Raw genomic sequence first — 26,710 nt, forward strand, 5'->3', positions numbered from 1 at the left:
GACAACCGACGCTCACTTGCCTGAAAACATCGGTTTGCGCTTGTCGATGAAGGCCTGCACGGCCTCCTTGTGATCGGCGGTGGTGGTCAGGCGCACCAGGCGCTCGGCCTCATGGTCGCGCGCGGTGGCGAAGTCGAATTGCAGCGCTTCATCGAGATTGTCCTTGATGTAACGCAGCGCCAGCGTCGGCCCCTCGGCCATGGACGTGGCGAGCGCAAAGGCCTCGGCCTGCAGCTTGTCGTCCGGCACCACGCGATTGACGAGGCCGATGGTTTCGCACCTCGGGGCATCGACCTTCTCGCCGGTAAACATCAGTTCGCGCGCCCGCGCGGTACCGACCAGCCGCGTCAATAGCCAGGCGATGCCGTAGTCGCCGGAGAGCGCCACGCGGACATAGCCGGTGGAAATGAACGCCGATTGCGCCGCGATGCGAATGTCGCACGCCAACGCGAGCGCAAGTCCCGCGCCGACCGCAGGGCCGGGCAGGGCCGCAATGGTCGGCTTGCGCACCGACACCAGCGCGCCGGTCAAGAGGCGCTGTCGCTCCTGCAGGTCGGCGACCTTCTCCTCATAGGACATCTCCAGCTTCTTCTTGTCGCGATGCGCGCCCATGCCCTTGACGTTTCCGCCGGCGCAGAACGCGGTGCCGGCCCCGGTCAGCAGCAGGGCACCGACCTCGGGGTTCTCGCCGCAAGCCTTAATCATGCTGCGAAGCGCCGGCGTCAGCGTATCCGAGAATGCGTTACGCGCTTCGGGACGGTTCAGTGTGATGACGGCAACGCGGTCGCGGATCACGCAGAGCAGTTCGTCGGTGCCGGTGTCGAGTTTGGTTTCGGTAGTCATTGTTTCCCCTGTTGTTGTTCTTGCTCCGTCACTGCGAGGAGCGTAGCGACGAAGCAATCCATCTACCTCTCTGCGGCGCTATGGATTGCTTCGCTGCGCTCGCATGACGACGTGGCTGCTAAAACTTCTCCACCCACGGCCGCAACTCCACTTCCCAGGTCCAGGCGCTGCGCGGCTGTTGCAGCACGTTCCAGTAGCTCAGCGCAATTGCATCGGGATCGAGCATCGAGTCCGGCCGGTCGGCGGACTCGACACGGCCCGTGCTGCGAATACCGCCGTCGATGACGAAATGCGCGACATGGATGCCTTGCGGCGACAATTCGCGCGCCATGCTTTGGGCGAGGCCGCGCAGCGCGAACTTGCCCATCGCGAACGGCGCCGATTGCGGATAGCCCTTGACGCTGGCGGAGGCGCCGGTGAACAGGATCGCGCCGTGCTTGCTGGGAATCATCCGCTGCGCTGCCTGCTGCGCTACCAGGAAGCCGCCGAAGGCCGAGACTGTGATCGAATTGGCGACTTCGGCCGGCACCAGGTCGGTAAACGCGCCCCGCGCCCGCGCGCTGGCGTTGTAGACGACGATATCGGGCGTGCCGATCTCGCGCTCGACCATCCCGAACAGACGCTCGACCTCCTCGGCCTCGGCGGCGTTGCAGGCAAAGGCGCGGGCACCGGTCTCGGTGCAGAGCGCGCCGAGCTTTTCGATCTTGCGCGCGGCGAGCGCAACCTTGATCCCTTCGCGCGCGAACAGCCGGGCCAGCGATGCGCTCAGACCCTCGCCGACACCGACGATCAGGGCAATGTTGTATTTTGGCAATTCCATGGGCGCGGTCCTCGGATGGTGGGACTTAGTATCTAGGAACCCGATTCCGTCCGGCAATCGTCCGCCATGGCGGCCTTCCAATTATGCGTGTTGACGGCACCTCCGCCTGCGTTATCGATAGTTGACCAACATCGGGCGGAACGAACAAGGGTCAAAAATGCATCCTCTCATGCATGATCGCGCGGCAGCTTCGGCGAGCCAGCCCTCACCGATCATCTGCTCGGCGAGCCTAGCGTCGGCATGGCCGAGGTTGGCGAATTGCTCGTCGCGGCGTAGGCTGCCGTCAGTTCAAGTCATAAGAACAGTGAAGGGGAAACACCGATGAAGGCCGCCGTCCTGCATGAAGTCAACCAGCCGCTCGTGATCGAGGAGGTCAGCGTGCCGAATCCCGGTCCGCGCGAGGTTTTGATCCGCACCCGGGTGGCCGGCCTCTGTCATTCCGACCTGCACTTCATGGAGGGACTCTACCCGCATCCGCTGCCGGCCGTGCTCGGGCATGAATCGGCCGGCGTGGTCGAGAAGGTCGGAAGTGACGTCACCTACGTAAAACCCGGCGATCACGTCGTGACGTGCCTGTCGGTATTCTGCGGCACCTGCGACAACTGCACCACCGGCCGCACCGTGCTTTGCACCGACACCACGGTGAAGATGCTGCCCGGCCAGTCCAACCGGCTCTCCTGGGCACGTGAGGAGAAACTGCACCAGTTTCTCAATCTCTCGTCGTTCGCCGAGCAGATGCTGGTGCACGAAAACGCCATAGTCAAAATCCGCAAGGACATGCCGCTGGAGTTGGCGGCCCTGATCGGCTGCGGTGTCATCACCGGCTATGGCGCGGTGGTGAACACCGCCAAGGTTCAGGCCGGCGAAACGGTGGCGGTGATCGGCTGCGGCGGCGTCGGCATGGCTGCGATCAATGGCGCTGCGATCGCTGGCGCCGGTCGCATCATCGCGATCGATACCAATCCGGTTAAGCTGCAGCTCGCCACCAAGTTGGGGGCCACCGACATCGTCGATCCCGGCAAGGGCGACGTCGTGCAGCAGGTGCGCGAGCTCACCGGCGGCGGCGTGCATCACGCCTTCGAGGTGCTGGGCCGCAAGGAGACCGCGGAGCAGTCGTTCGCGATGCTGGCGCCCGGCGGCACCGCGACCATCGTCGGCATGATCCCGTTCGGCCAGAAGATCGAGCTGCACGGCTTCGACTTCCTGCGCGAACGCCGCATTCAAGGCTCGTCGATGGGCTCCAACCACTTCCGTGTCGATATGCCCCGCCTCGTCGAATTCTACATGCGCGGCAAGCTGCATCTGGAGGACTGGATCTCGGCCAAGCTGAAACTCTCCGAGATCAACGAGGGCTTTGCCAACATGAAAGCCGGCAAGACGCTGCGCAGCGTGATTGTGTTTGATAGTTGATTTAGCTCGTCATGCCCGGGCTTGACCCGGGCATCCATCAATCTTCGCAAGCCGCCTTCTTCAAGGGGGATAGATTGCCGGGTCAACCCGGCAATGACGGCGTTGGTTCACCGCGACACATGCGCAGATACCGCCAGCCACTTCCCGTTCTGCTTTGCCCAGCAATCGGTATAGCGGCCATGGGCCTCTTGGCCGTCAGCCGTCGTATAGCTTGTGGCGGCGTGGATGATCGCGAAATCGCCGAGCACGCGGATTTTTACGTCGTGCGCGGTGAGGTTCTTGATCGTTACAGGCGCGGCTGTTTGTTCCAGAAACGCCGCGCGGTCGACCAGGGATTTGTCAGGATTTGAGCAATAAAAATCGTCGGCAAGTATTTCGTCAAAGCGCTTGACGTCGGAGTTCTGGACTGAATTCACATAGTCGAGGTTGAGTGCGGTGAGTTCGTCGATGTCGTTGCTCATGGTGTTCTCCAATGACGACTCGCTCAATCATCAAACATCGGGGGCGGTTTGAAGCCGCCGAACCTCCGCTCGATCAGCTCCGCCAGCTTTAGCGTTGTGCGATCCTCCAGCCACGGCCCGACGATCTGCACGCCGACCGGCAGTCCATCCGGTGCAAAGCCGGTCGGGATCGCGGTTGCGGGGAGGCCGGGTAGCGTAGCGATGCCGGGCCAGGCGAACTGATCGGTATAGGCATGCGGCTTGCCGTCGATCAGGATTCGGCGTTCTGCCTGGTCGGGCGTGTGATCGTGCGGAAAGGCGGGCGTCGGCATGATGGGGCAGATGACCGCGTCGAACGATTTGAACAGCTCGCGCCATTGCGCGCGCAGCCGCGTCCGCCCGACGCTCGCCGCCACCCAGTCGCGATGGCTAAGCGCGATGCCGCGCGTCAGTTCGGCCTGAAGGCTGTTGTCATCGGCCGGTAGCGCCGCGGCCGCGGCAACTGCACCGGCGTGGACATCAGCCGGGAAGCTCGCGGCGAGGAACGAAAGCAACATCCGCACATAGAGCCGCGAGGAGGCCGCGAAGTCAGGCAGCAGCGGGCTTGAGCGGGAAATCCTGGTGCCGGCCTTCTCGAGATTGCTGGCAAGTTTGTCGATGGTACTGCGGACGGCCTTGTCGGTCGGCAATACGGGATCGGTGTCGATCACGAGGATGCGGAAATCCTGCAGCGACGTATGGCGGGCAACCGGCAACTCGAGTTTGTAAGCTATGCCGGCCTCCAGAGGATCGGGGTCGGCCATGACGTCGAGCAGCAGCGACAGGTCGGCTGCGCTCCGCGCCATCGGACCGATCACCGCGAGGTCGCGCTCGTATGGCAGCGGCGGCGCCGGCGGCGCGGTATGGCCGCGCGAGGGCAACAACCCATAGGTCGGCTTGTGCGCATAGACGCCGCAATGGAACGCCGGCACGCGCAGCGAGCCGCCGATGTCGGAGCCGAGCGAGAGCGCGCCATAGCCTGCCGCGAGCGCTGCCGACGATCCACCGGACGAGCCGCCCGGCGTGCGTCCGAGATCATAAGGGTTGTTGGTGGTGCCGTAGATGTCGTTGTAGCTCTGCCAGTCCGCGAGGTTGAGCGGCACATTAGTTTTCGCAAGTATGATGCCGCCGGCGTCCTTGACCCGCGAGATCGACAGCGCATCTTCCGTCGGCGTGAAATCCTTCTGCTCCGGAATGCCCCAGGTCGTCGGCAGCCCTGCAACGTTATAGGATTCCTTCACTGTCACGGGGATGCCGAGCAGCGGCCTCTGTAAGCCGCGCGCCAGTTCGGCGTCAGCGGCGCGGGCCGCGGCAATTGCGCGCTCGTAATCGCGAACGCAAATCGCATTGATCTTGGCGTCGTGCCGTTCGATGCGGCCGATAGCATCCTCGGCCAGTTCGACCGCCGAGACCTTTTTTGCGGCAAGTGCGGCTGACAGTTCGACGGCTGTCTTGAAGCTCCATTGCGATCTGGCCAAGATGTACTCCCCGCGCTGTTTTCGAATGCGGCGCGGATGATGCTCAGTTTGAATGCAGGCCGCAAGAGCAATAGCTGTACAGCGGCGTGCTCGTCATGTTGCTAGCCATTCTCTCAATCCGTCATAGAGCGATCGCCTGGTTAGAGTGATCACGCTCTAAGCCGCGCCGATCAATATCCCGACTGCCAGCACGATGGCGCCTCCCAGCACGATCTGAAACACCGCCTGCAGGAATGGCGTGTCCATGTAGCGCGCGCGGATGAAGGCGATCGCCCATAATTCGAAGAACACGATGATGCAGGCAATCGCGGTTGCGAACCAGAACGCATTCGGCCAGGAGTCGGGAACGAGATAGGGCAGAGTATGGCCGATGCCCCCGAGTGTCGTCATCACGCCGCAGGTGAAGCCGCGCAGCCAGGGCGAGCCGCGCCCGGTCATCGAGCCGTCATCCGACAAGGCCTCGGCAAAGCCCATGCTGATGCCGGCGCCGATCGAGGCGGCAAGCCCCACCAGAAATGTCTGCCAGTTCTGATGCGTAGCAAAGGCTGCCGCGAACAGCGGCGCCAGCGTCGAGACCGAGCCGTCCATCAACCCGGCGAGTCCCGGCTGCACATATTGCAGCACGAACATGCGCCGCCGCGTCTTGTCCTCTTCCGCGCGCACATCGGGCTTGAGGATTTCGCCGGTCAGCTTGACCGCGAGTTGCTCGTGGTGCTTCTCCTCCTCGGCGAGATCGCCGAGTAGGCGCCGGACGCCGACATCCTCGGCACGTTCGCTGGCCCTGGCGTAGAAGCGCTCGGCCTCGAGCTCCATCGTCTCGACCTCTTTACGGATGGTGTCGAGCGGCAGGTTCTTGGTCAGCCAGATCGGGCGCCGCCGCAAGAATCCCTTGACGTCCTCGCGGCGGATCGGCGGCAGGTGCGGACCGAAGCGTTTCTCATACAGTTCCAGCAGGCGGTGACGGTGGCCGCGTTCCTCCTCGGCCATCTCCTCGAACACCTTGGCCGAGTCCGGATAGCGTTCGGCGAGGTCTTCCGCGAAGGTCATGTAGATGCGGCTGTCCTCTTCCTCGGAAGAGATCGCTACAGCCAGCACTTCGCGCTCGGTCAGGTCGGCGAAATTCTTCACGAGACAGCGCCTTTTCTTACTTTAGAATTATTCTAATATTGGCGCTGGCCGAGGTCAATTGCTGCGTCGATCCGCCTTCTACGCCTTCGCTCCTCGCAGGAATTGCACCAGCAACCAACTCACCTGGTTAGGCTGCTCCTGCTGCACCCAGTGACCGGCGCCATCGACGAGATGGCAGCCGATCATGTCGGTGCAGGCCTTGGACTGCATCGCTTCATAGACGCCGGGGCGCTGATAGGTGCCCCAGTCCTGCTTGCCCGAGATGAAAGCAGAGCGCACGTCGATCGTGCGGCCGGACCATAGCTGCAATTCCGCCGTGAACGCGCCCGAGGTGCCGCAGCGATACCATTGCAGGCCGCCCTGGAAGCCGTTGCGTTCATACTCGGCGCTGTAGAAGGCAAGCTCGCTGTCCGGCAGCCATTTGTTGGCGGCGATTTCGGCAGCCGACGGCATTTCCTCCGCGACGGTGGCGGCCATATCCTTGGCGAGGTCCATCACGTAGTAGGTCGGCAGTTTGGCGAGTTCGGCCGCCGTCCATGATTTCAGCGGGTAGGGCTGGTTGGCTTTCCAGTCCGCGCTCTTGTGATGGTAGTAGGCGCGCAGGAAATCATGCACGCCCTGCGGCGCGCGGTGCATGTCATTGTTCGCCGCGCGCGTCGAGTAGTACCACTGGTAATGCTTGCGCGGCCGCGGCAATGCGGCGAGATCGCGGTGGATCGGATCTTCTGCGGCTGATTCGACCGGTCCGTCCACGGTGTTGAACGGCAGCGACGGCGGGCCGCCGAACGGCGCGCTCATCATGACGACCGAACGAAACACGTCGGGCCGGATCAGCGCGCACCATGCGGCGACCGACGAGCCGAAATCATGCCCGACGACGGCGTCAACGCTCTTGTAGCCAAACGCGGATACCAGTCCCAGCGCGTCGCGCACCAGATTGGGCAGCCGGAAGGACGCGAGATCGCCGTCGTAATCCGGATCCCACCCCGTCGTGCGGCCATAGCCGCGCTGGTCCGGCGCGATCACGTGATAACCGACTTCCGCGAGGACCGGCATCACCTTACGCCACGAATAGGCAAGCTCGGGGAAGCCGTGCAGCAGCAACAGGCAAGGCCGGCCGCGGGTCTCGAAACCGGCTTCGAGCACATGCATGCGCAGGCCATTGATGCCATCGACATAGCGCGAGCGGATGGTGGCGGGCAGCGGGATCTCGGGAAGGGAAGTTGTTGTGTTCATGTGGCGCACTCCCTTGTCGTCCCGGACAATCGAGCCAACGGGTCCGGCCTTCGGCCGGCCCGATGACAGGCTCCGCGAGCGCGATCCGGGACCCATAACCACAAATGTTTGACCTCATAAAGGGCTGTGGCCCCAGCTTTGTAAAGCGATCAACAGCGGTGGTTAAGGGTCCCGGCGTTCGCCGGAACGACAATGGAGAGATTACGCTTTTGCCGCCTTCGGCCAATACCGGTCGCGCAGGTGGCGCTTCACCAGTTTGCCGGTCGGCGTGCGCGGCAGCTCGGCTTCGAAGTCGATGCTCTTCGGGCATTTGATCGGCGATAGATGCTTGCGGCAGAACGCGATCAGTTCGGCCTCTAACGCCTTGCCGGCCTTGGCCATGTCGTGCGGCTGCACCACGGCCTTGACCTCTTCGCCCATTTCCTCGTTCGGCACGCCGAACACCGCGACATCGGCGACGGCGGGATGGGTGATCAGGACGTCCTCGGTCTCCTGCGGGTAGATGTTCACGCCGCCCGAGATGATCATGTAGCTCTTGCGGTCAGTGAGATAGAGATAGCCTTCCGCGTCGAGATAGCCGACGTCGCCGAGCGTCGACCAGCCCTTGGCGTTGTAGGCCTTCTTCGTTTTCTCGGGATCGTTGTGATAGGTGAAGGCAGGCGCATCGGCGAAATAGACCGTGCCGATCTCGCCAACGGGCCGTTCCTCATCGTTCTCGTCGAGGATCTTCACCTTGCCGACGACGGCGCGGCCAACGGTGCCGCGGTGGGTCAGCCACTCCTGCGATGTCGAGACCGTGACGCCATTGCCTTCGGAGCCGGCGTAATATTCGATCAGGATTGGTCCCCACCAATCGATCATTTTTGCCTTCACGTCGATCGGGCAGGGGGCAGCGGCGTGGATCGCGCCTTTCAAAGAGGAAACATCGTAACGCTGGCGCACCTCGTCGGGTAGCTTCAGCATGCGCACGAACATGGTCGGCACCAGCTGCGACTGCGTGACCTTGTATTTTTCGACCAGCTTCAGGAATTCCTCCGCGTCGAAATGCTCCATGATGATGGAGGTGCCGCCGAGCGTGATCGCCATCATGTTGAAGCGCAGGGGCGCTGCATGATAGAGCGGCGCCGGCGACAGATAGATGCTGTCGGAGGACATGCCGCACATGTCGGCGCAGAGAATTTTCAAAAGCGGGTTCGGCACGTCGATCGCCTTGCCCTCAAACTCCTTCTTGATGCCCTTGGGCCGGCCGGTGGTGCCGGAGGAATAGAGCATGTCGTAGCCCGCCACTTCATCCGATATGGGCGTGACCGGCTGCGCGGCGGCTTCCTTGTCATAGGAACGGAAGCCGGGCTCGGGCTCGTCCATCATGTAGAGCAGCGGCCCGTCGGGCTGGCCGACGAGGCCTTGGACCTGCTCGGCGCATTTCGGTGTGGTGATGAAGACCTTGGCGCCGCAATCCCTGACGATGTAGGCGATCTCGTCCTGCGTCAGATAGCGGCTTATCGCGGTGTAATAGAGCCCCGCGCGCTGTGCCGCCCAGCAGATTTCCATGAAGGCGAGGCGGTTCTCCATCAGAAGCGCGATGTGGTCGCCCGCCTTCAGCCCGAGTGAGCGGAATAGTTGCGCGCCCTGGTTCGAGAGCTCGTCGAGCTCGCGATAGGTAATTGCCTTGCCAGTCCCGGCCATCTGATAGGCGATCTTGTCCGGCGTGTTGCGGGCGTGGATGGAGGGGTGGGTCACGACGTTTCCTCGGAGTGATCATTACTTTTACGTCGCCCCTGCGAACGCAGGGGCCCATAACCATTGATTTTTATTATTGGGCTGGATGGTGCTCCAGCTTGGCCTACCGCAGATGGCTGTGATTATAGGTCCCGGCCCAAGGCCGGGACGACACCGTATGTGTGGCCGCAGACGCGAGCTCGTCTTGCAGCTTACAGCCGTTCCACGATCGTCACATTCGCCATGCCGCCGCCTTCGCACATGGTCTGCAGACCGTAGCGCTTGTTGCGCTGTTTCAGCGCGTTGACCAGCGTGGTCATCAGCTTGGTGCCGGAGCCGCCGAGCGGATGGCCGAGCGCGATCGCGCCGCCATTGACGTTGAGCCGTTCCGGATCGGCGCCGGTGGTCTGCAGCCACGCTACCGGCACGGCGGCGAAGGCTTCGTTGACCTCGAACAGGTCGATGTCGTTGATCGACATGCCGGCCTTCTGCAGCGCGCGCTTGGTGGCGTGCAGCGGCGCGTCCAGCATGATCACGGGGTCGCCGCCCATCATGGTCATATGGTGGATGCGGGCCAGCGGCTTCAGGCCGAGCGACTTGAGGCCCTTTTCGTTGACGACCATCACGCCGGAGGCGCCGTCGCAGATCTGGCTTGCGCTGGCGGCGGTGTGCTTGCCGTTTTCGGCGATCAGCTTGACGCCCTTGATGCCGTCGAGGCTGGCATCAAAGCGGATGCCTTCGTCGATATGGTGCGTGTCGGTCGAGCCGTCGGCGCGGGTGATCTGCAGCGGAACGATCTCATCCTTGAACTTGCCGGCTTGCGTCGCGGCAATCGCGCGCTGGTGGCTGTTGTAGGAGTATTCGTCGAGCTGGTCCTTGGACAGCCCGTACTTCTCCGCCATCATCTCCGCGCCGGTGAACTGGCTGAAAACGATGTTCGGATATTTTTTCTCGATGCCCGGGCTCTTGTAATGGCCAAAGCCGTTCTTGGCCGGCAGCTGCGAGGCGAGGCCCATCGGCACGCGCGTCATCGATTCCACGCCGGCGGCGATCACGATGTCCATGCTGCCTGCCATCACCGCCTGCGCCGCGAAGTGCAGCGCCTGCTGCGACGAGCCGCATTGGCGGTCGACCGAGGTGGCGGGCACGCTCTCCGGGAGCTTGGAGGCCATCACCGCGTTGCGGGCGATGTTGTTGGACTGTTCGCCGGCCTGCATCACGCAGCCCATGATCACGTCTTCGATCTGGGCGGGATCGACGCCGGTGCGGTCGACCAGCGAATCCAGCACGGAGGCGGCGAGGTCGGCCGGGTGCCAGCCCGCCAGACGTCCCCCCTTGCGGCCCCCCGCGGTGCGTGCGGCGGCGACGATATAGGCCTCAGCCATGTCTGTTCTCCCTGGTCATTGTTGTCTGTTGGAAAAGATGGGCCGGATTTAAGGGGCACGGCAGGATTTAGTCAATCAATCAATTAACTCTTGAGTGCGGGCCCGGCATGCGCTTATCTGCGGCCAGGTTTCCTCCCTCGGCCAGTGACAGGGCATCAGTTGAATACCATCGTACCGACCAGGCTTCCGAGCGGCCGAAATGCCACGGCCGAGAAGCTGCTCGTCGCGGCGAGCGAGCTGATGATCGAGCGCGCTTCGATCGAGGTCTCGCTGTCGGACATCGCGCAGAAGTCGGGGGTCAACGCGGCGCTGGTGAAATATCATTTCGGCAACAAGGACGGGCTGTTGCTGGCGCTTCTGGCGCGCGACGCCGCGACCGAGATGTCGCAGCTCGAATATCTGATCAGCCAGCCCATCACGCCGACGGCGAAGCTACGGCTGCACATCGCCGGCATCATCCGCGCCTATCACCAGTTCCCCTATATGAACCGGCTGATCCACTATCTCCTGCACGAGAGCAGCCCTGAGGCCGCCGACGAAGTCTCGCAATTCTTCGTCGCGCCCTTGCTGGACTTTCACCGCCGTCTGCTTGCCGAGGGCGTCAAGGCCGGCGAATTCCGCGATATCGATCCGGTGCTGTTCTACACCAGCCTGATCGGCGCCTGCGATCACCTGTTCTTCGGCCGCCACGCGATGTCGCGGGCGACCGGGGTCGGCCCGGTCACCGACGAAGTCTGCCGCGACTACATCAAGCATATGGAAGCGCTGATCTGCGGCGGCATGCTGAAGGAGCGAATGGCGAGTGGCGAATAGCGAAATGGGGCCGTCCTCCATTCGCCACTCACTATTCGCTATTCGCCATCAAGTGAAGAAACGCCAAAGGAAGGAAAGGTTCTCAAAATGCAGTTGAACGACGTTGCCGTCATCATCACCGGCGGTGGTTCGGGCCTCGGGGCCGCGACCGCCCGCGCCATGGCCGCGAAGGGCGCCAAGATCGGCGTACTCGACCAGAACAAGGAAAATGCCGAAAAGGTCGCGGCTGAAGTGAAGGGCGTAGCCCTTCATGCCGACGTCACCAGCGAGGAGCAGATGAAGGCGGCGATCGGCAAGGCGGAAGCGGCGCACGGCGTCGCGCGCGTGCTGATGAACTGTGCCGGCATCGGCGGCTCGCAGCGCATCGTCGGCAAGGACGGCGTCTACCCGCTGGAGAAGTTCGTCCGCATCATCAACGTCAACCTGATCGGCACCTTCAACGCGCTGCGCCTGTTCTCCGAACGGCTCGCGACGGCTGCCCCGGTCGGCGAGGAGCGCGGTGTCATCATCAACACCGCGTCCGTTGCCGCCTATGAAGGCCAGATCGGCCAGATCGCTTACTCCGCTTCCAAGGGCGGTATCGTCGGCCTCACGCTGCCGGCAGCGCGCGATCTCGCGAGCCTGAAGATCCGCGTCAACACGATCGCGCCCGGCATCTTCTTCACGCCGCTCTTGATGGGTTTGAACGAGGAAGCCCGCAAGAGCCTTGGCGCCCAGGTGCCGCATCCGGCCCGCCTCGGCGAGCCCGACGAATATGGTGCACTCGCAGTGCATATCGTCGAGAATGCGATGCTCAACGGCGAGACCATCCGCCTCGACGGCGCCATCCGCATGGCGCCGCGGTAGGCTCGATCGTCGTCCCCGCGAATGCGGGGACCCATACTCCGCGGCCTCTCTGAAAGGCGAACTGGCAAAGGCCGCGGCGCAACAACGAAGGCCTGTGTTTATCGGTCTCGGCTCCCGCGGAGCCTGTCATCGGGCGGCGCTTCGCGCCGACCCGTTGACTTGGCCGGGACGACGGTGATGAGGAGCGCGTCGTGACTCAACCGCTGGTGCTGTGTAGCCGCTCGGAAGATTTCAACGAAGGCATCAGGGCCTTCCTTGAGAAACCAAAGCCTGTCTATATCAGGCGATGAAGACAAGATCCGCAAAAGGACAAGAATTCCGGGAGACGCAATATGGGTGGGAGTGCCGCCGCAGTGTTGAGCAAGCCAGCCTTTCGCAAGATCGAGTGGCTGCCGCGCGACATCGCGGTCGAGCGCCGCGCGGACGGCGTCATCATCCTGAAATCGCGCATTCCGCTGCAACCTTACGAGAAGCACATTCCGGCCTCGCTCGCGAAATGGGCGAAGGAAGCGCCCGAGCGTATCTGGCTCGCGCAACGCACTGGGCCGGACCGTCAATGGCGAAAAGTCTCCTATGGCGAAGCCAAGCGCGTTGTCGACGGGCTGACGCAGGGCCTGCTCAATCTCGGTCTTGAAGAGGGGAGGCCCGTTGCGATCCTGTCGGGCAATTCGATCGAGCATGCGCTGATGACGCAGGCCGCGATGCAGGCGAGGCTGCCGGCCGCACCGGTCTCGCCGGCCTACTCGCTGATGAGCCAGGATCATCTCAAGCTCAAATACCTCTTTGACCTGATCAAGCCTGCGGTCGTGATGGTGCAGGACGGGCCGACCTTCGAGAAGGCGTTGAAGGCGCTCGATCTCACCGATGTCATCGTCGTGCATGTCCTGCGGCCCTGCGAAGGCATCAAGAGCGTGCCCTTTGCCGATCTCGCGGCAACAGCGGTGACGAAGGATGTCGATGATTCGGTTTCGATGATCACGCCAAAGACTGTCGGCAAGCTGCTGTTCACCTCGGGCTCGACCGGCATGCCGAAGGCCGTCATCAATACGCAGGAGATGATGTGCGCCAATGCGGCGATGATGATGCAGGTTCGTCCGCGCGATCCCAACGGACCGATCGCGACCATGCTGGACTGGATGCCCTGGAATCACACCATGGGCGGCAACGCCGCGTTCCATCCGATCCTGATCGACGGCGGCACGCTTTATATCGACGACGGCCGGCCGATGCCGGGCCAGTTCGAGGAGACCATTCGAAACCTGCGCGAGGTGTCGCCGACCTATTACGCCAACGTGCCTGCCGGCTATGCGGCATTGGCGGCGGCGATGGAGAAGGACGAGGCACTATGCCGCAGCTTCTTCAAGAATCTCTCCATCATGGCCTATGGCGGCGCGCGGCTGCCGGATGATCTCTACGACCGCATGCAGGCGCTGGCAGTGAAGACCACCGGCGAGCGCATCGTGTTCTACACCGGCTGGGGCTCGACCGAGACCGCGCCGACCTCGACCGGCACCTATTGGGACACCGAGCGCGTCGGCCTGATCGGGCTGCCGTTCCCCGGCGTCGAACTGAAGATGGTGCCGTGCGGTTCGAAATACGAATTGCGCCTGCGCGGCATCAACGTCACGCCCGGCTATTTCGGTCAGCCAGATCTGACGAGGAAGATGTTCGACGAGGAAGGCTTTTACTGCATCGGCGATGCTGGCGTGTTCGTCGATGAGAATGATCCGCTGCAGGGCATCATCTTCGCCGGCCGCGTGGTGGAGGACTTCAAGCTGACGACCGGCACCTTCGTCCATGTCGGTTCGCTGCGTACCGACGCGATCGCGGCCGCGACGCCTGTCGTGCACGATGCGCTGGTTACGGGGCAGGACCGTCCGTTCATCGGGCTATTGGCCTGGCCCAATCTGCACGCCTGCCGGCAGATCACAGGCGATCCCAATGCGACGTTTGAAGAAGTCGTGCGGCATCCCGAAGTGATCGCGCGGCTGAAACGCGGGCTGGAAGCGCACAATGCCTCCGCCACCGGCAGCAGCATGCGGATTGCACGCGCCATGCTGATGGCCGAGCCGCCCTCGATTGACGGCAATGAACTGACCGACAAGGGCTACATCAACCAGCGCGCCGGCCTCGAACGGCGTGCCGCGCTGTTGGAGAGGCTTTATGCCGATCAGCCCGGCGAAGATGTGATTGTGCTGCGATGAAGACGACGCTGTCTCCACTCGTCATTCCGGGGCGCGCGAAGCGCGAACCCGGAATCTCGAGATTCCGGGTTCGATGCTGCGCATCGCCCCGGAATGACGGCGAATAAACAACACGAAAGCAACTGGGGTAACCTGCCATGAACTTCGATTTCTCCGACGAACAAAAGCAGATGCGCGACGAGGCGAGGAAATTTCTCACCGAGCAGTGCCCGCCGAAGGCCGTGCGCGAGGTGCTCGACGGCAAGGCGCCGTATGACAAGGCGCTGTGGAAGGGGCTCGCCGAGATGGGTTTTCTCGGCGTCGCGATCCCGGAAGAATTCGGCGGCGCGGGCGCCGGCCATCTCGAGCTCTGCGTGATCGCCGAAGAAATGGGCCGAGCCAATGCGCCGGTGCCGTTCTCCTCCACTGTCTATCTCGCCGCCGAAGCGCTGCTGCTCGCCGGCTCCGAGGCGCAGAAGCAGAAATGGCTGCGGAAGATCGCCTCCGGTGAAGCGATCGGCACGCTGGCGCTGTTCGAGGGCAAGGGCAATCCGTCGCCGAAGGCGATCAAGCTGCAGGCTTCCGGTGGCACGCTTACCGGCGTGAAGAAGCCGGTGCCGGATGGCGCGATCGCCGATTTCGCCGTGGTTGCCGCGCGCACCGGCTCGACCGGGCGCGATTCCGACATCTCGCTGTTCCTGGTCGATCTGAAGACCGGCGGCGTCGAAGCGAAGTCGCTGACCAATGTTGATCCGACAAGAGGGCAAGCTGAACTCACCTTCAATAACGCCAAGGCCGAGCCGCTGGGCGCGGCCGGCGACGGCTGGAGCATCCTCACGCAAGTGCTCGACCGCGCAGCCGTGCTGCTGGCGTTCGAGCAGGTCGGCGGCTCCGACCGCGCGTTAGAGATGGGCCGCGACTATGCGCTCGACCGTATCGCCTTCGGCCGCCCGATCGGCTCGTTCCAGGCGGTGAAGCACATGCTGGCCGACATGTATGTCTCGGCGACGCTGGCGCGCTCGAACTGCTATTACGGCGCCTGGGCACTCTCGACCAATGCCGCGGAATTGCCGGAAGCCGCAGCCGCTGCGCGCATCAGCGCGACGCAGGCGTTCCAGCACTGCTCCAAGAACAACATCCAGGTCCACGGCGGCATGGGCTTCACCTGGGAGTTCGACTGTCACATGTACTACCGCCGCGCCAACGCCACTGCGCTGACGCTCGGCAGCCTGTCGTACTGGGAAGATCAGTTGATCGACCGCATGCGCAAGAAGAATGCGGCTTAGCGTAAGGAACGTCATTCCGGGGCGATGTGAAGCATCGAACCCGGAATCCAGAGGTTTGGATCGAGATTCCGGGTTCACGCTGCGCGTGCCCCGGAATGACAGAAAGAGAACGTCATGAACTTCGACGACACCCCGCAGGAAGCCGCGTTCCGCGCTGAAGCGCGCGCGTGGATACAAGCCAACGCGCCGAAGCAGTATGAGGAAGAGCTGCGCAAATCCTCGCTCGGCCGCACCGTGCTCAAGGGCGCCAACATTCTCGAGGTCGCAAAAGCCTGGCAGAAGAAGAAGGCCGATGCCGGCTGGGCCTGCCTGCACTGGCCGAAGGAATATGGCGGCCGCGGCGCCTCGCCGATCGAGCGGGTGATCTGGCAGCAGGAGGAGGGGCCGTTCGGCAAACTCAGTGGCATGTTCATCATCGGCCACGGCATGTGCGGGCCAACCATGATGGCGTTCGCCGGCGAGGAGCAGAAGCGGAAATGCCTGCCGCCGCTCGCCTCCGGCGAGAAAATCTGGTGCCAGTTGTTCTCCGAGCCGGCCGGCGGCTCCGACGTCGCAGGCCTGCGCACCCGCGCCGAGCGACGCGGCGACGAGTGGATCATCAACGGCCAGAAGATCTGGACCTCCGGCGCGCATTATTCGGATTACGGCATCCTGCTGACGCGCACCGATCCGACCGTGCCGAAGCACAAGGGGCTCACCATGTTCTTCCTGGACATGAAGAGCCCGGGCGTCGAGGTGCGGCCGATCAAGCAGGCCAGCGGACAATCTGATTTCAACGAGGTCTATTTCACCGATGTCGTGATCCCGGACTCGCAGCGGCTCGGGGCCGTCAACGACGGCTGGAACGTCTCGCTGACCACGCTGATGAACGAGCGCATGTCGATCGGCGCGGGCGTCGCGACCGGCTTCCCAGAGTTGTTCGAGTTCTGCAACAACCTGATGCTGGGGGATGGGCCCGCGATCGAGGACCGCAGCGTTCGCTCAAAGCTGGCGAACTATGCGGTGAAGGCCAGCGGCCTGCGATACACCAGCATGCGGGCGATCTCGGCGCTGTCGAAGGGCGAGCGTCCGGGGCCGGAAAATTCGATCGGCAAATTGGTGGCGGGATCGATGGTCCAGGAAGTCGCGATGTATGCGCTGGACCTGCAGGGCGCCGCCGGCGTGCTCAGCGGGCCTGACGACGCCGAGGTCGCCGGCAAATTCCAGGCAATGCTATTGCGCGCGCCGGGCACCCGCGTTGAGGGCGGCACCGACGAGATCATGCGCAACATCATCGCCGAGCGCGTGCTTGGTTTGCCCGGTGACATCCGGGTCGACAAGGACGTGCCGTTCAACCAGATCCCGACCAAGGGAAGATAGATATCGTGTTCCCGGACGCGGTGCAGCGCCCCTGGCGCTGCTCCGCAGAGCCGGGACCCACAAAAGGCGGCCGCTTTAATGGACCCCGGCTCTGTCGCGCAGCGCTTCGCGCTGCGCAGCGTCCGGGGAACGTATCCGGAGACAAAGGAGAGCCAAAATGAACTTCGACGATACCCCGCAGGAAGCGGAATTCCGCGCCACCGCCCGCAAATGGATCGACGCCAATGCGCCGAAGCAATATGAGGCGGAGCTGTCAAAATCCTCACTCGGCCGTATCCGGCTGGAGAAGGAAGAAATCGTCGACGTCGGCAAGGCCTGGCAGAAGAAGAAGGCCGAGGGCGGCTGGGCGTGCCTGCATTGGCCGAAGGAATATGGCGGCCGCGGCGCCAGCCCGATCGAGAAGGTGATCTGGCAGCAGGAGGAGGGCGTTTACGGCAAGCTGACGCAGCCGTTCCAGATCGGCGAGGGCATGTGCGGTCCGACGGTGATGGCGTTCGGCAGCGAGGAGCACAAGCGCCACTATCTGCCGAAGCTCGCGTCCGGCGAGCACATCTGGTGCCAGCTATTCTCCGAGCCGGCCGGCGGCTCCGACGTGGCGGGCCTGCGTACGCGGGCCGAGAAGAACGGCGACAACTGGATCGTCAACGGCCAGAAGATCTGGACCTCCGGCGCGCATTATTCCGACTACGGCCTTCTGATCACACGTACCGATCCCAATGTGCCGAAGCACAAGGGCCTGACCATGTTCTTCCTCGACATGAAGAGCAAGGGCGTCGAGATACGGCCGATCAAGCAGGCCAACGGCATGCAGGAATTCAACGAGGTCTATTTCACCGACGTCGTGATCCCGGATAGCCAGCGCCTCGGTGCGGTCGGTGACGGCTGGAACGTGTCGCTGACCACGCTGATGAACGAGCGTATGTCGATCGGTTCGCGGCTCGCCACCGGTTTTCCGGAAATGTTCGAGTTCTGCTCCAACCTGATGACCGACGACGGCCTTGCGATCGACGATCCCGCGACGCGCTCGAAGCTGGCGAGTTGGGCGGTGAAGGCGAGCGGTCTGAAATATACCAGCTACCGCGCCATCTCCTCGCTGTCGAAGGGCGAACGTCCGGGACCCGAAAACTCCATCGGCAAGCTGGTATCGGGCTCAATGCTTCAGGATATCGCGACTTACGCGATGGACCTTCAAGGCGCGGCCGGCGTGCTCACCGGCGCCGATGAAGAAGCGGTGCACGGCCAGTTCCAGCAGATGCTGTTGTCCTCGCCCTCGATGCGCATTGCCGGCGGCACCGATGAAATCCTGCGCAATATCATCGCCGAGCGCGTGCTTGGCCTGCCTGGCGACATCCGCGTCGACAAGGATGTGCCGTTCAACAAGATCCCGACCAAGGGGCGCTGATCATGGATGCAAAGGCGCCGAAGGCGCACGATGCGAAGGCAGACCGCATCGGCGTGCTCGAAGAACTCCTGAACGAGCGCTACTCCGTGCGCGCCTTCCTGCCGCGGGAGGTGCCGCGCGACACCATCGAGCATATTTTGAAAGTGGCGCAGCGCACGGCGTCGTGGTGCAACAGCCAGCCCTGGCAGGTCTTGATCGCGAGCGGCGAGGCCAAGGAGCGCTTCCGCAAGGCGATCTATGCCGAGGCCGCTTCGGGCGCAAAGGACGACCATGACTTTACCCCGCCGCGCGAATATCTCGGCGTCTATCTCGAACGCCGTCGCGAGAGCGGCTTTCAGCTCTACAACACGCTTGGCATCGCGCGCGGCGACAAGATCGCCTACGCCAGGCAGGCGCTGGAGAACTACAATTTCTTCGGCGCGCCGCATGTAGCGATCATTCACACCGACGAGCCGCTCGGCATCTATGGCGCGGTCGATTGCGGCGCCTATGTCTCCAACTTCATGCTGGTCGCACAGGCGCTCGGCCTCGGCACCATTCCGCAGGCCGCGCTCGCGCGCCACTCCGGATTGATCCGGCGGCACTTCAAGCTGGCCGATGACCGGCGCGTGGTCTGCGGCATCTCCTTCGGCTACGCCGATCACGCTCACAAGGTCAACAGCTACCGCACCTCGCGGGCGAGCGTCACGGATACCGCGACGTTCGTGGACTAGCCCAGCAATTCCTCAGCAACGTCGTCGGCGAATCGCTTTCGCACGCCTGATATCAGCACGTGCTCGGAATCGCCGTGAATCGCCGTTGCGCCGGGCATGCCGTGGTCACGCAGGGCGCGTGCGCAGCCGACCCAGTCGCCGCCTTCGACCGGTTCGTTGCACGAGGCCCAGGACAGCGTGCCGCAGGCATTGTCGCCATGGCCGTGCTGCTCCGTCCATTGGGCGCCGTGTTCGAGCAGAAACCGTGTCAACGCGGAGTTACCGTTAAACACGGCGAGATTCAGTGCGGACGCATCCCAGTCGCCGCCACGCACCGCGATCGGCCAGCCCAGCCTGACCATCAGCCTCACGATGTCGTCGGCGCCGGCCGCGGCCATATCGGGCAACAGCCGGAGCTGCGCCGGAGACAGCGAGGCCGGCAGATCGGGTCGCGGGCTTGGATCGCGTGCGCCTCGGCTTCATCGCCAGATGCACATGCCGCAACGAAACGTTCCTCGTCGAAGATATCTGGCGTACCGGTTTGCGGGCGCAGCAGAGCCGCAGCGTCGGAGAGGCCGAACTGCAGCGCCAGCCGGTAGGGACTGAGGCCTTCTGCCGTCGTGCGCGACGGATCAGCGCCTGCCTCCAGAAGCGCCTTCACATGACGGGGCCGGCGACGATAGATGGCCCATGCGAGCGGCGAACCCCAATCGGTCAGCGGCGGATTGCGCGCCGGTTCGTCCGGATCGCCGCCGTGCTGCAGCAGCAATTTCAGCGTGGTGTCGTCGTCGAGGTCGATCGAGCGGTAGATCGCATTGCTTTCGGCGATGCGCGCACCATGCTTCAGCAGCAGGCGTGTGCAGGCCGGGTTCTCCAGCGAGTGATAAAGCGATTCGCCGTCATTGGGGTCCGCGCCGGCTTCCAGCAACAGTCTGGTCAGCGCCGGGTCGTGGTTGCTCCCGGCCGCGCCATACAGCGTCGAGAGCGGATAACGCTGGTCCGGCTTTTCAAGCGATCCCGGCGGCCAGCGGCTGTAAATGTGCTGGTTGACGTCCGCGCCGGCCGCGATCAGCCATTGGGCGCAGCGATGCAGGCGCTCGCGAGACTCTTCCGTGCGCAGCAGGCTCGAATGCGCGACCGCAAACAGCGGCGGTAGTTGCAGCGGGCCGCCGGGCCGGTTGACCCATGATGGATCGGCCTGCGTCGCCTGCCGCAGCGCGTTCTCGTCGCCGATGGCGCAGGCGAGATAAGGATCGCTCACGACGAGCTCGGGGTCATCCGCGAGCATCCGTAAGCCGACGCGTGGATTGGCGCGGTTGACCGTGCCGCTGACATCGCCGGAATAGAGGAGCTGCGCCCAGTGCAGGACGCGAGCGGTGCGCTCGTGGTGCGCCGCTATCTGCACCTCGACGTAACGTTTCAGGTCGGGCCAAGAGGCAAAACCGTGTTCGCGCGCGATGCAGGATTGCGCGTCGTGCAGGCGAAGCTGCAGCGATGAAATGGCCTCGTCGCTGTGGCCGGCTGCGGCCGGCAGCGCGCCGCGAAACCGCGCCATCACCGCCGCGTCGCGGCTTCGATAGAGGCGGATCAATTCCTTGGCCTGTTTCTTCAGATGATCGAGATTCAGTCGATCGGGCGACCGGTTCATCAGACACCTCCGTGCATGACATCGCCGACGGCCCGCAATACCGGCTGCACAAAGGCTCTAGATGTCGCTCGAAAGCTGCAAGTGGGTTCAACCCTTCCCGCGGGCCCGGGAGCGGCTTGCACCGCATCCGCTACCATATGGCTGGCGCCGGCACGGGTCAACGTACCAGGCATACGGAAAAATCCCGGCCGCTTGCCGCGACCGGGATCTTTATTGCAGAAAGGTTCGATCAGTAGGCGCAGACGTTCACGGTACGCAGGCGCATGCCGCGGCGGGTTTCGACCCAGCGCTGCTGCAGACAGCCGTTCAGACCGGTGTCGACATAGACGCCGCCGAAGCCGACGCCAATGGCGGGACCCCAGCCATAGCCCCAATGATGGCCCCAGTGATGGCCGTGGTAAAAGCCGCCGGCGGACGCGGGCGCTGCGGCGGCAATGGTGAGCGAGGCGGCGGCAATCAGTCCGAGGGTAACCTTGCGAAACATACCCATTTTCTCCAGTTGCGTGGCGCGAGGCCATTGTTGCGTCCCTGCCCATCAGTCGGGCCAGCCGTGCCTTGCGTTCACGCGCGAAGGGGAGAATCGTGTTTCAGGAGTGTTTCGTCCCAGGAATATCGTGTCCCGGACGCGGCGCCGCGCGCTACATAGCGTCCGGAAAACGCAGCCGATCGGATCGTCATGCCCGCCTTGTGCCGGGCATCCACGTCTTTGCTTCAACCAAGCAAGATAGACGTGGATGGCCGGGACAAGCCTGGCCATGACGGAAATGCTGGCTGCATTTTCGGCCCAACTCAAAACCGCGGCGGACGCTTTTCCGCAAACGCCTTGATGCCTTCCTTGATCTCGGCGCTGCGCATGCTTTCGCGGTGGCGGCGGTCGGCGGCTTCTTCATCCAGCTTGCCGCGCGCGAATTCGTTGATGGCGCGCTTCATGCCGCGCATCGCAAGCGGCGCGTTGCCGGCCAGGATATTCGCGAGACGATCCACTTCCTCGTCGAGCGCTTCCACGGGCACCATGGCGGTGAGATAGCCGATCCGCAGCATTTCCGGCGCCGTGATCTTTTGCGCGGTCAGAAACAGCATCTTTGCGTTGTCGACGCCGAGCCGCGAGACGTAGCGCTTAATTCCGCTCGGATAATAGTGCAGGCCGAGCCGCGCCGCCGGCATGAACATTTCGGCAGTATCGATGCCGATGCGGAAGTCGCAGGCCAGCGCCAGGTCGGTCGAGCCGCCATAGACGCCGCCATTGAGCCGGCAGATCGTCGGCACACCGAGATCCTCCAGCCGGTTGACGACGACTTCGAACGCCGAGCCCGCGCTCTGCTGTTCGTTGGCGCTGGTGGCGCGGTCCGCCACCGAATTGAGATCATAACCCGCGCTGAAGGCGCGGCCGGTGCCGGTCAGCACCAGCACGCGGATCGCGTCATCGGCCTCGATCCGGTCGAACAGTTTCAAGAGTTCGCCGAGATCCTCGCTCTGCAGCCGGTTCAAATGTTTCGGCCGGTTGAGGCGGATGGTGGCGCGTCCGCCGCTGATCTCGAGGATGGGCGCGCTCGCCGCCTCGGCTGCTTCACGCATGCTGGTCTCCGTTGTTCTTGCTTTTGAATTACTCGTTCTCTTGCGCGCGCCGCTTGGCTTCGGCGTCGATGGTCTCGGCGAGATCAGGGTGCCGCGCCATCAGCAGACGAAAGTCCACGAGATCGAGCACCAATAGCCGCGTTACCTTGGTGGTCGTGACATTGGCGCCGCGCACGCTGTTGCCGAGCAGCGCCATCTCGCCGAAGAACGCGCCTTCGCCGAGCGCGATCCTTTTGCCGGGCAGTTCCACCTCGGCTTCGCCGGCGGCGATGAAATACATGCAGTCGCCCTTTTGTCCCTTGCGGATGATCTGGGTGCGCGCCGGCAGGTCCATCGTGCGCAGCATGTGAGTGACGTCGGCGATCGCGGCCGGGCCGAGGGTGGCGAAGAACGGCACCTTGCTGACGGTCTCCCAGGTCTTGAGGAAATTGTCGCGGCGGGTTTCGGCGGCAAAGCCGGTCGCCAGAATACCGGTCCACAGCCCGAACACGCCAAGCCCGGAGATCATCACCAGCGCCGCGACCATCCGCCCGAGCGGCGTGATCGGCACCACGTCGCCATAGCCGGTGGTGGTCAGCGTCACCACCGCCCACCACAGTGCCGCCGGCACGCTGCCGAAGGTCGCCGGCTGCACGTCGCGTTCCAGGAAATATTCGGCAACCGAGGCCAGCAACACCACCATCAGGAAGATCACGAGCACGCTGAGCAAGGGCCCCGATTCCAGCACCAGCACGCGGCGCAACTGCCGCAGTCCGGGGATGCCCGGAACTACTTTCAGCACCCAGAGGATGCTGAGCAGCCACGCAGTCCTGGACTCGACACCCACGATCAGCGCGACCGGCACCGCAAGGGCCCCGATCGCGTCGACGATCCCGCTGCTGGAAAGCATGTAGAGCGACAGCCGGCCTTGGTGCGCCATGTGGCGCAGCCGCACCAGCCATTCGAACACGAAGTAGACGAGGCACGTCCACAGCACCGCCTCGATCCATCGGTGCGCCACCTCGTAGGCGGGGCCGGCCGTGAGCACCGCCATCGCGGCGACGCCGGCCGCGACCGCGACATAGGCTGCCTTGGTCATGTTGCGGCCGGCCGTCTTGGCGGTGAATTGAGCTAGCGCCGAGAGGATGAGCCGCTTGGACATCGGGTGACGAGGGCCTGATGGGTGCAATAAAAGCCGGATAGCGGCGCGAGCCGCAGCGTGATCAATGGGGCGCAAAGTGCCCGGCGGCGGGGAGGCCGTCAACGACGGTCCTGTGCCGCCACTGCCCTCTTGCCGGCCGGCTCAGGGCGTGCCGACAGGCATCGCGCCGGCGAATTTTACCCGGAATAGTGAGAATCCCGACAAAACGTCGCCTATTCCTCGTATACCAAAAGGACCCCGCGGCCGTTACGATAGCGGGCACCGCAGTAGAATCGCGGCAAAATTCACTCCCTGAAGAATTTGGTTGGCCTCCAATGGATACGTCTCATCTGGCACAACACGCAGGAACCGCCGGCGCGCTGTTCGCGTCGATCTTCGTGGTCGCCACCACCACGATGAAGACCATGATCCCACTCCGGGTATTCGGCATTCTTGCCAACGTCGTTCTGATCGTGACCGCGATCCCGACTCATAATTATCTGGTCATGGGCGTGCAGGCGGTCATGCTGTTCGTCAATTCCTATCGCCTGCACCAGATGCTGCAACTGGTGCGCGACGTGAAGAAATCCGTCAACAGCGACCTGTCGATGGAATGGCTGAAGCCGTTCATGACGGAGCGCAATTGCGCGGCCGGCGAGATCCTGTTCTACAAGGACGAGAAGGCCGAGGACATGCTCTATATCGTCAGCGGCAAGTTCAAGCTGGTTGAGTCCGGTATCGTGCTGCCGGTCGGCGCCATCGTCGGCGAGCTCGGCATGCTGTCGCCGTCGAACACGCGCACGCAGACGCTGGAGTGCGTCGAGGCCGGCCTCATCCTGAGCGTCAGCTACACCAAGGTCGAGGAGCTGTACGTGCAGAATCCCGCCTTCGGCTTCTATTTCCTTCGGCTGACCAGCGCCCGCCTATTCCAGAACCTCGAGGCGGCTGAAAAGCGGCTGGCGCAGCATCTGGCGTCATCAGCCGAGCCGAAGCCCGCCTAGGAGCCGGAGCGACAAGGAGTGTCAGACCGCGGTATTGTATCGTCGTTGCGTTATCTGTTCGCCGATTTCATCGGCGAGGATGACGCTGAGCCGCCGTTCCTGCCCGAAGGGCTGCCCGAGCCGGTAATGGCGCTGGCGAGCGAGGCGATCCATCTGCTCATCGATTATCAGGGCCCGAGCTACGCGAGTCTTTACGTCGACCGGCTGCGGCGGTTCGTCGGTAAGCAGGGCGTCGACGACACGATGCTCGCTGAAATTGCCCGCCTGATGGCGATACGCATGAGCTATGAGGACCCGATTCGGATCGCGCAGCTCAAGCTCACCGAACTCAGCGGCCAGCCCGTCGGATCGGCGGGGTCCGTCGACATCAGAAAATTCCGGCTTGAAGAGCTGATCAGCGCGCTTCCCGCCGTCATTGCCGAATACATCCTCGATGCGGTGGAATGGGCCGGATTGGCGCACAAGCGCGTTTCCATCCGCTTCAGTACGAAAAGCCGCTTCGGCATTCGCCGCCTCAAGATCGAGGCAGGGCTGCGGCGATGGCGGCCGCTTTCGGTGCGCTATGCCAAGGAGCGGGTCTGGGTCGAGCGCTGGCTGCACATGATCGACCGCGCGCTGACCAAGCAGCCCCAGGCGGCACCCGCGATCATCCACACCGCGACTATGATCGTGGGATATGGCGAGGTCTATCGGCAGGGCATGATGGACTGGAACGCGATCATCGATGGGCTCGTCAAGCCGACTTTCGACGGCGTGCTGGCGCTCTCGGATCTTGCCGGCGCGGTGACAGAGGCGCGTGCCGCGGCAGTGCCCGACCCGCGGCAGTCCGCACTCAAGCGCAAGATCGCCGAACTCCGCGCACGGGTGGCTGCCGGCGCGTATACGACGGTGCCGTCGTCTTAGAGGTCTCGCTCTGTCGTGATCGCCGGGCTTGGCCCACATTCGCTCTTCGAGCTAGGGCGGACAAGTCGGTTTGCCCGTCCTACGCGAGCTTCAGGAGTCGATGTTAGACTTCAAAGCAAATGGCGCAATGGGGTCAGGCTGGCATCGGCGGAAAGCTGCTCTCGTGTCCGCTGAGGGGCGAACGGATGGACGCTAACCTGATCGCTGCGCGAGCGAATGCTCGAGGAAAAAACGCAGCATTTCCCTTGTTGCGTCAGGTCCTTTCGGATCGGTGTAGGAGCCGGCAGGGCTGCCTCCGGACCATGCGTGTCCAGCGCCGTGGATATTCCAGTGCTCCAATATTCCGCGCCCACTCGCGTCGCTGAAGATCGTGCGGGTGTAAGCATGCCCTCCAGGTACCTGGCCGCGATCAATTTTCTTTTGCAGCCTCATGGCTCTCACGGACTGCTCAAGAACTTGATCGCCGTTGTTGGGATGAACGGTGGTGTCGCGATCGCCGTGAAGAACAATGGTCGGGACAGGTGGCCCGTCACCAAAAACGACCCTGTGACTGGATTCGCCGCCTTGTCGCATGGCGACCAGCGCAGAAGGAAGGTCAATGGCGGCCCCGCAAGCAAGGCCAGAATGTACGCCGATTGCTGCGTACAGATCTTTATAGGTATTGCCCATGACAGCAGCAGCGGCTGCTCCGGCCGATAGTCCACCAACATAGACACGGTTTGGATCAATCGGAAAATCGCGCATGACTTGGCGAGTGATGCCGGCAATGATCGAGGGTTCACCACTGCCCCGCTGCTGGTCGGCTGCGCGAAACCAGTTCCAGCATTTCGCGTGGTTTGCCTTGGCGCGCTGTGCCGGATAGACCACAAAGCAGGATTTTTCCTCAGCGACGAAGTTCATCCTCGTACCAGCGGCAAAATCGTCCGGGGACTGGGTGCAGCCGTGTAGCATCACGATCAAGGGAAGCGATTGGTGCTGATTACGGCTGGGGATGAAGAGCTTGTAGGCGCGGCTGCCCGCCGGATTGCTGTAGCTACCTTCGGTGAACCTTGTGCCGTCTGGCACGATATCGGACATCGACAGCGGCTTGCGCGCAGTCACACCTCGCAATACGAACCCAGGGCGATGCGTTGCGCGGTCAAGCAGCTCGCGGAGCATGTGAGATTCCGCCCGCGCCAGGTCCGGGCCGTTGTCATCCTCGACAGCATTGGCTTGCACGTCAATGATTGTCGGCCCTTCAAGTGCGGGCTGAGCACGGCGCGAAGTCGGGTCTGGCGCGCTTTCGCCGTGCAGCATGCGTTGCAGCAGCGCGGTCGCCTCCACGAGCCGACCAGCGCGCGTGAGGCGCGTGGCTTCTCCAATCATGTCCTGTCTCAGCATCGCG

24 protein-coding genes are annotated in these 26,710 nt (G+C 63.4%); 10 read left to right on the forward strand and 14 right to left on the reverse strand.

Translation table 11 applies throughout. The features are described from left to right. Window positions 1–12: 12 nt before the first annotated feature. Entirely contained in the window at window positions 13–843 is an 831-nt protein-coding gene (locus HCN50_RS10565) for an enoyl-CoA hydratase (RefSeq protein ID WP_171709579.1), read from the reverse strand. Between the two features lie 118 nt (window positions 844–961). Next, window positions 962–1,663 (reverse strand): SDR family NAD(P)-dependent oxidoreductase, encoded by a 702-nt coding sequence (locus HCN50_RS10570; RefSeq protein ID WP_171709581.1) that lies wholly within the window; start codon window positions 1,661–1,663, stop codon window positions 962–964. A gap of 321 nt (window positions 1,664–1,984) precedes the next feature. Between HCN50_RS10570 and HCN50_RS10575 the strand changes: the two genes are divergently transcribed. After that, on the forward strand, window positions 1,985–3,073 hold the full coding sequence (locus HCN50_RS10575; protein WP_171709582.1) for a Zn-dependent alcohol dehydrogenase: 1,089 nt from the start codon (window positions 1,985–1,987) through the stop codon (window positions 3,071–3,073). A gap of 107 nt (window positions 3,074–3,180) precedes the next feature. On the opposite strand, the gene HCN50_RS10580 is transcribed toward HCN50_RS10575, so the two are convergent. The 6 genes from HCN50_RS10580 to HCN50_RS10605 all read right to left on the reverse strand — a co-directional run bounded on the left by HCN50_RS10580 (window position 3,181) and on the right by HCN50_RS10605 (window position 10,498). Beyond that, window positions 3,181–3,534 (reverse strand): nuclear transport factor 2 family protein, encoded by a 354-nt coding sequence (locus tag HCN50_RS10580; protein WP_171709583.1) that lies wholly within the window; start codon window positions 3,532–3,534, stop codon window positions 3,181–3,183. A 23-nt stretch (window positions 3,535–3,557) separates the two neighbouring features. Continuing rightward, on the reverse strand, window positions 3,558–5,030 hold the full coding sequence (locus tag HCN50_RS10585; RefSeq protein WP_171709584.1) for an amidase: 1,473 nt from the start codon (window positions 5,028–5,030) through the stop codon (window positions 3,558–3,560). Window positions 5,031–5,186: 156 nt separating this feature from the next. Then, window positions 5,187–6,158, reverse strand: coding sequence for an iron exporter MbfA (gene mbfA, locus HCN50_RS10590; RefSeq protein WP_171709585.1), 972 nt, complete (start codon window positions 6,156–6,158; stop codon window positions 5,187–5,189). 78 nt (window positions 6,159–6,236) lie between these two features. Then, window positions 6,237–7,394, reverse strand: a complete 1,158-nt coding sequence (locus HCN50_RS10595) for an alpha/beta fold hydrolase (protein ID WP_171709586.1) — start codon at window positions 7,392–7,394, stop codon at window positions 6,237–6,239. Between the two features lie 201 nt (window positions 7,395–7,595). Then, window positions 7,596–9,134, reverse strand: coding sequence for an acyl-CoA synthetase (locus HCN50_RS10600; RefSeq protein WP_171709587.1), 1,539 nt, complete (start codon window positions 9,132–9,134; stop codon window positions 7,596–7,598). A 191-nt stretch (window positions 9,135–9,325) separates the two neighbouring features. Next, complete coding sequence (locus HCN50_RS10605) at window positions 9,326–10,498, reverse strand: acetyl-CoA C-acetyltransferase (RefSeq protein ID WP_171709588.1); 1,173 nt, start codon at window positions 10,496–10,498, stop codon at window positions 9,326–9,328. A 159-nt stretch (window positions 10,499–10,657) separates the two neighbouring features. Between HCN50_RS10605 and HCN50_RS10610 the strand changes: the two genes are divergently transcribed. The 7 genes from HCN50_RS10610 to HCN50_RS10640 all read left to right on the forward strand — a co-directional run bounded on the left by HCN50_RS10610 (window position 10,658) and on the right by HCN50_RS10640 (window position 19,100). Next, on the forward strand, window positions 10,658–11,311 hold the full coding sequence (locus HCN50_RS10610) for a TetR family transcriptional regulator (protein ID WP_171709589.1): 654 nt from the start codon (window positions 10,658–10,660) through the stop codon (window positions 11,309–11,311). An 87-nt stretch (window positions 11,312–11,398) separates the two neighbouring features. Then, complete coding sequence (locus HCN50_RS10615; RefSeq protein ID WP_171709590.1) at window positions 11,399–12,157, forward strand: SDR family NAD(P)-dependent oxidoreductase; 759 nt, start codon at window positions 11,399–11,401, stop codon at window positions 12,155–12,157. Between the two features lie 332 nt (window positions 12,158–12,489). Then, entirely contained in the window at window positions 12,490–14,361 is a 1,872-nt protein-coding gene (locus HCN50_RS10620; protein WP_171709591.1) for an AMP-binding protein, read from the forward strand. Window positions 14,362–14,498: 137 nt separating this feature from the next. Further along, entirely contained in the window at window positions 14,499–15,626 is a 1,128-nt protein-coding gene (locus HCN50_RS10625; protein ID WP_171709592.1) for an acyl-CoA dehydrogenase family protein, read from the forward strand. Between the two features lie 114 nt (window positions 15,627–15,740). Continuing rightward, window positions 15,741–16,985 carry an acyl-CoA dehydrogenase gene (locus tag HCN50_RS10630; protein WP_171709593.1) on the forward strand — a complete coding sequence of 415 codons (1,245 nt, stop codon included), beginning with the start codon at window positions 15,741–15,743 and terminating at the stop codon, window positions 16,983–16,985. A 157-nt stretch (window positions 16,986–17,142) separates the two neighbouring features. Continuing rightward, window positions 17,143–18,387, forward strand: a complete 1,245-nt coding sequence (locus HCN50_RS10635; protein WP_171709594.1) for an acyl-CoA dehydrogenase — start codon at window positions 17,143–17,145, stop codon at window positions 18,385–18,387. A gap of 2 nt (window positions 18,388–18,389) precedes the next feature. Next, window positions 18,390–19,100: a nitroreductase gene (locus HCN50_RS10640; protein WP_171709595.1), complete on the forward strand. Its 711-nt coding sequence runs from the start codon at window positions 18,390–18,392 to the stop codon at window positions 19,098–19,100. Here HCN50_RS10640 and HCN50_RS33590 read toward each other — a convergent pair. From HCN50_RS33590 to HCN50_RS10660, 5 genes are all read right to left on the reverse strand, one after another. After that, the gene (locus tag HCN50_RS33590; protein WP_235976884.1) at window positions 19,097–19,477 is read right to left on the reverse strand and encodes an ankyrin repeat domain-containing protein; all 381 of its coding nucleotides are present in this window, start codon (window positions 19,475–19,477) and stop codon (window positions 19,097–19,099) included. The genes HCN50_RS10640 and HCN50_RS33590 overlap by 4 nt on opposite strands. Further along, window positions 19,447–20,727 carry an ankyrin repeat domain-containing protein gene (locus tag HCN50_RS10645; RefSeq protein ID WP_235976885.1) on the reverse strand — a complete coding sequence of 427 codons (1,281 nt, stop codon included), beginning with the start codon at window positions 20,725–20,727 and terminating at the stop codon, window positions 19,447–19,449. The genes HCN50_RS33590 and HCN50_RS10645 overlap by 31 nt, the downstream gene beginning before the upstream one ends. Window positions 20,728–20,956: 229 nt before the next feature. After that, entirely contained in the window at window positions 20,957–21,211 is a 255-nt protein-coding gene (locus HCN50_RS10650; protein ID WP_171709596.1) for a hypothetical protein, read from the reverse strand. A gap of 305 nt (window positions 21,212–21,516) precedes the next feature. Next, window positions 21,517–22,302, reverse strand: a complete 786-nt coding sequence (locus HCN50_RS10655; RefSeq protein WP_171709597.1) for an enoyl-CoA hydratase/isomerase family protein — start codon at window positions 22,300–22,302, stop codon at window positions 21,517–21,519. A 28-nt stretch (window positions 22,303–22,330) separates the two neighbouring features. Next, complete coding sequence (locus tag HCN50_RS10660; protein WP_171709598.1) at window positions 22,331–23,443, reverse strand: cyclic nucleotide-gated ion channel; 1,113 nt, start codon at window positions 23,441–23,443, stop codon at window positions 22,331–22,333. 314 nt (window positions 23,444–23,757) lie between these two features. Here HCN50_RS10660 and HCN50_RS10665 point away from each other — a divergent pair, with 314 nt between their 5' ends. Beyond that, window positions 23,758–24,423, forward strand: a complete 666-nt coding sequence (locus HCN50_RS10665; protein WP_171709599.1) for a Crp/Fnr family transcriptional regulator — start codon at window positions 23,758–23,760, stop codon at window positions 24,421–24,423. A gap of 18 nt (window positions 24,424–24,441) precedes the next feature. Then, complete coding sequence (locus tag HCN50_RS10670; RefSeq protein ID WP_171709600.1) at window positions 24,442–25,326, forward strand: DUF6537 domain-containing protein; 885 nt, start codon at window positions 24,442–24,444, stop codon at window positions 25,324–25,326. A gap of 192 nt (window positions 25,327–25,518) precedes the next feature. Here HCN50_RS10670 and HCN50_RS10675 read toward each other — a convergent pair whose 3' ends face one another. After that, window positions 25,519–26,706 (reverse strand): extracellular catalytic domain type 1 short-chain-length polyhydroxyalkanoate depolymerase, encoded by a 1,188-nt coding sequence (locus HCN50_RS10675; protein ID WP_171709601.1) that lies wholly within the window; start codon window positions 26,704–26,706, stop codon window positions 25,519–25,521. Window positions 26,707–26,710: the final 4 nt, after the last annotated feature.

Origin of the sequence: Bradyrhizobium archetypum (assembly GCF_013114835.1) — a bacterium.
GTDB lineage: Bacteria > Pseudomonadota > Alphaproteobacteria > Rhizobiales > Xanthobacteraceae > Bradyrhizobium > Bradyrhizobium archetypum.

Coding starts and splice junctions, on each gene's coding strand:
- HCN50_RS10565 (WP_171709579.1), bottom strand. CDS start 843: ATGACTACCGAAACCAAACTCGACACCGGCACCGACGAACTGCTCTGC.
- HCN50_RS10665 (WP_171709599.1), top strand. CDS start 23,758: ATGGATACGTCTCATCTGGCACAACACGCAGGAACCGCCGGCGCGCTG.
- HCN50_RS10655 (WP_171709597.1), bottom strand. CDS start 22,302: ATGCGTGAAGCAGCCGAGGCGGCGAGCGCGCCCATCCTCGAGATCAGC.
- HCN50_RS10580 (WP_171709583.1), bottom strand. CDS start 3,534: ATGAGCAACGACATCGACGAACTCACCGCACTCAACCTCGACTATGTG.
- HCN50_RS10635 (WP_171709594.1), top strand. CDS start 17,143: ATGAACTTCGACGATACCCCGCAGGAAGCGGAATTCCGCGCCACCGCC.
- HCN50_RS33590 (WP_235976884.1), bottom strand. CDS start 19,477: ATGGCCGCGGCCGGCGCCGACGACATCGTGAGGCTGATGGTCAGGCTG.
- HCN50_RS10570 (WP_171709581.1), bottom strand. CDS start 1,663: ATGGAATTGCCAAAATACAACATTGCCCTGATCGTCGGTGTCGGCGAG.
- HCN50_RS10630 (WP_171709593.1), top strand. CDS start 15,741: ATGAACTTCGACGACACCCCGCAGGAAGCCGCGTTCCGCGCTGAAGCG.
- HCN50_RS10605 (WP_171709588.1), bottom strand. CDS start 10,498: ATGGCTGAGGCCTATATCGTCGCCGCCGCACGCACCGCGGGGGGCCGC.
- HCN50_RS10620 (WP_171709591.1), top strand. CDS start 12,490: ATGGGTGGGAGTGCCGCCGCAGTGTTGAGCAAGCCAGCCTTTCGCAAG.
- HCN50_RS10660 (WP_171709598.1), bottom strand. CDS start 23,443: ATGTCCAAGCGGCTCATCCTCTCGGCGCTAGCTCAATTCACCGCCAAG.
- HCN50_RS10675 (WP_171709601.1), bottom strand. CDS start 26,706: ATGCTGAGACAGGACATGATTGGAGAAGCCACGCGCCTCACGCGCGCT.
- HCN50_RS10645 (WP_235976885.1), bottom strand. CDS start 20,727: ATGAACCGGTCGCCCGATCGACTGAATCTCGATCATCTGAAGAAACAG.
- HCN50_RS10625 (WP_171709592.1), top strand. CDS start 14,499: ATGAACTTCGATTTCTCCGACGAACAAAAGCAGATGCGCGACGAGGCG.
- HCN50_RS10575 (WP_171709582.1), top strand. CDS start 1,985: ATGAAGGCCGCCGTCCTGCATGAAGTCAACCAGCCGCTCGTGATCGAG.
- HCN50_RS10615 (WP_171709590.1), top strand. CDS start 11,399: ATGCAGTTGAACGACGTTGCCGTCATCATCACCGGCGGTGGTTCGGGC.
- HCN50_RS10650 (WP_171709596.1), bottom strand. CDS start 21,211: ATGTTTCGCAAGGTTACCCTCGGACTGATTGCCGCCGCCTCGCTCACC.
- HCN50_RS10640 (WP_171709595.1), top strand. CDS start 18,390: ATGGATGCAAAGGCGCCGAAGGCGCACGATGCGAAGGCAGACCGCATC.
- HCN50_RS10595 (WP_171709586.1), bottom strand. CDS start 7,394: ATGAACACAACAACTTCCCTTCCCGAGATCCCGCTGCCCGCCACCATC.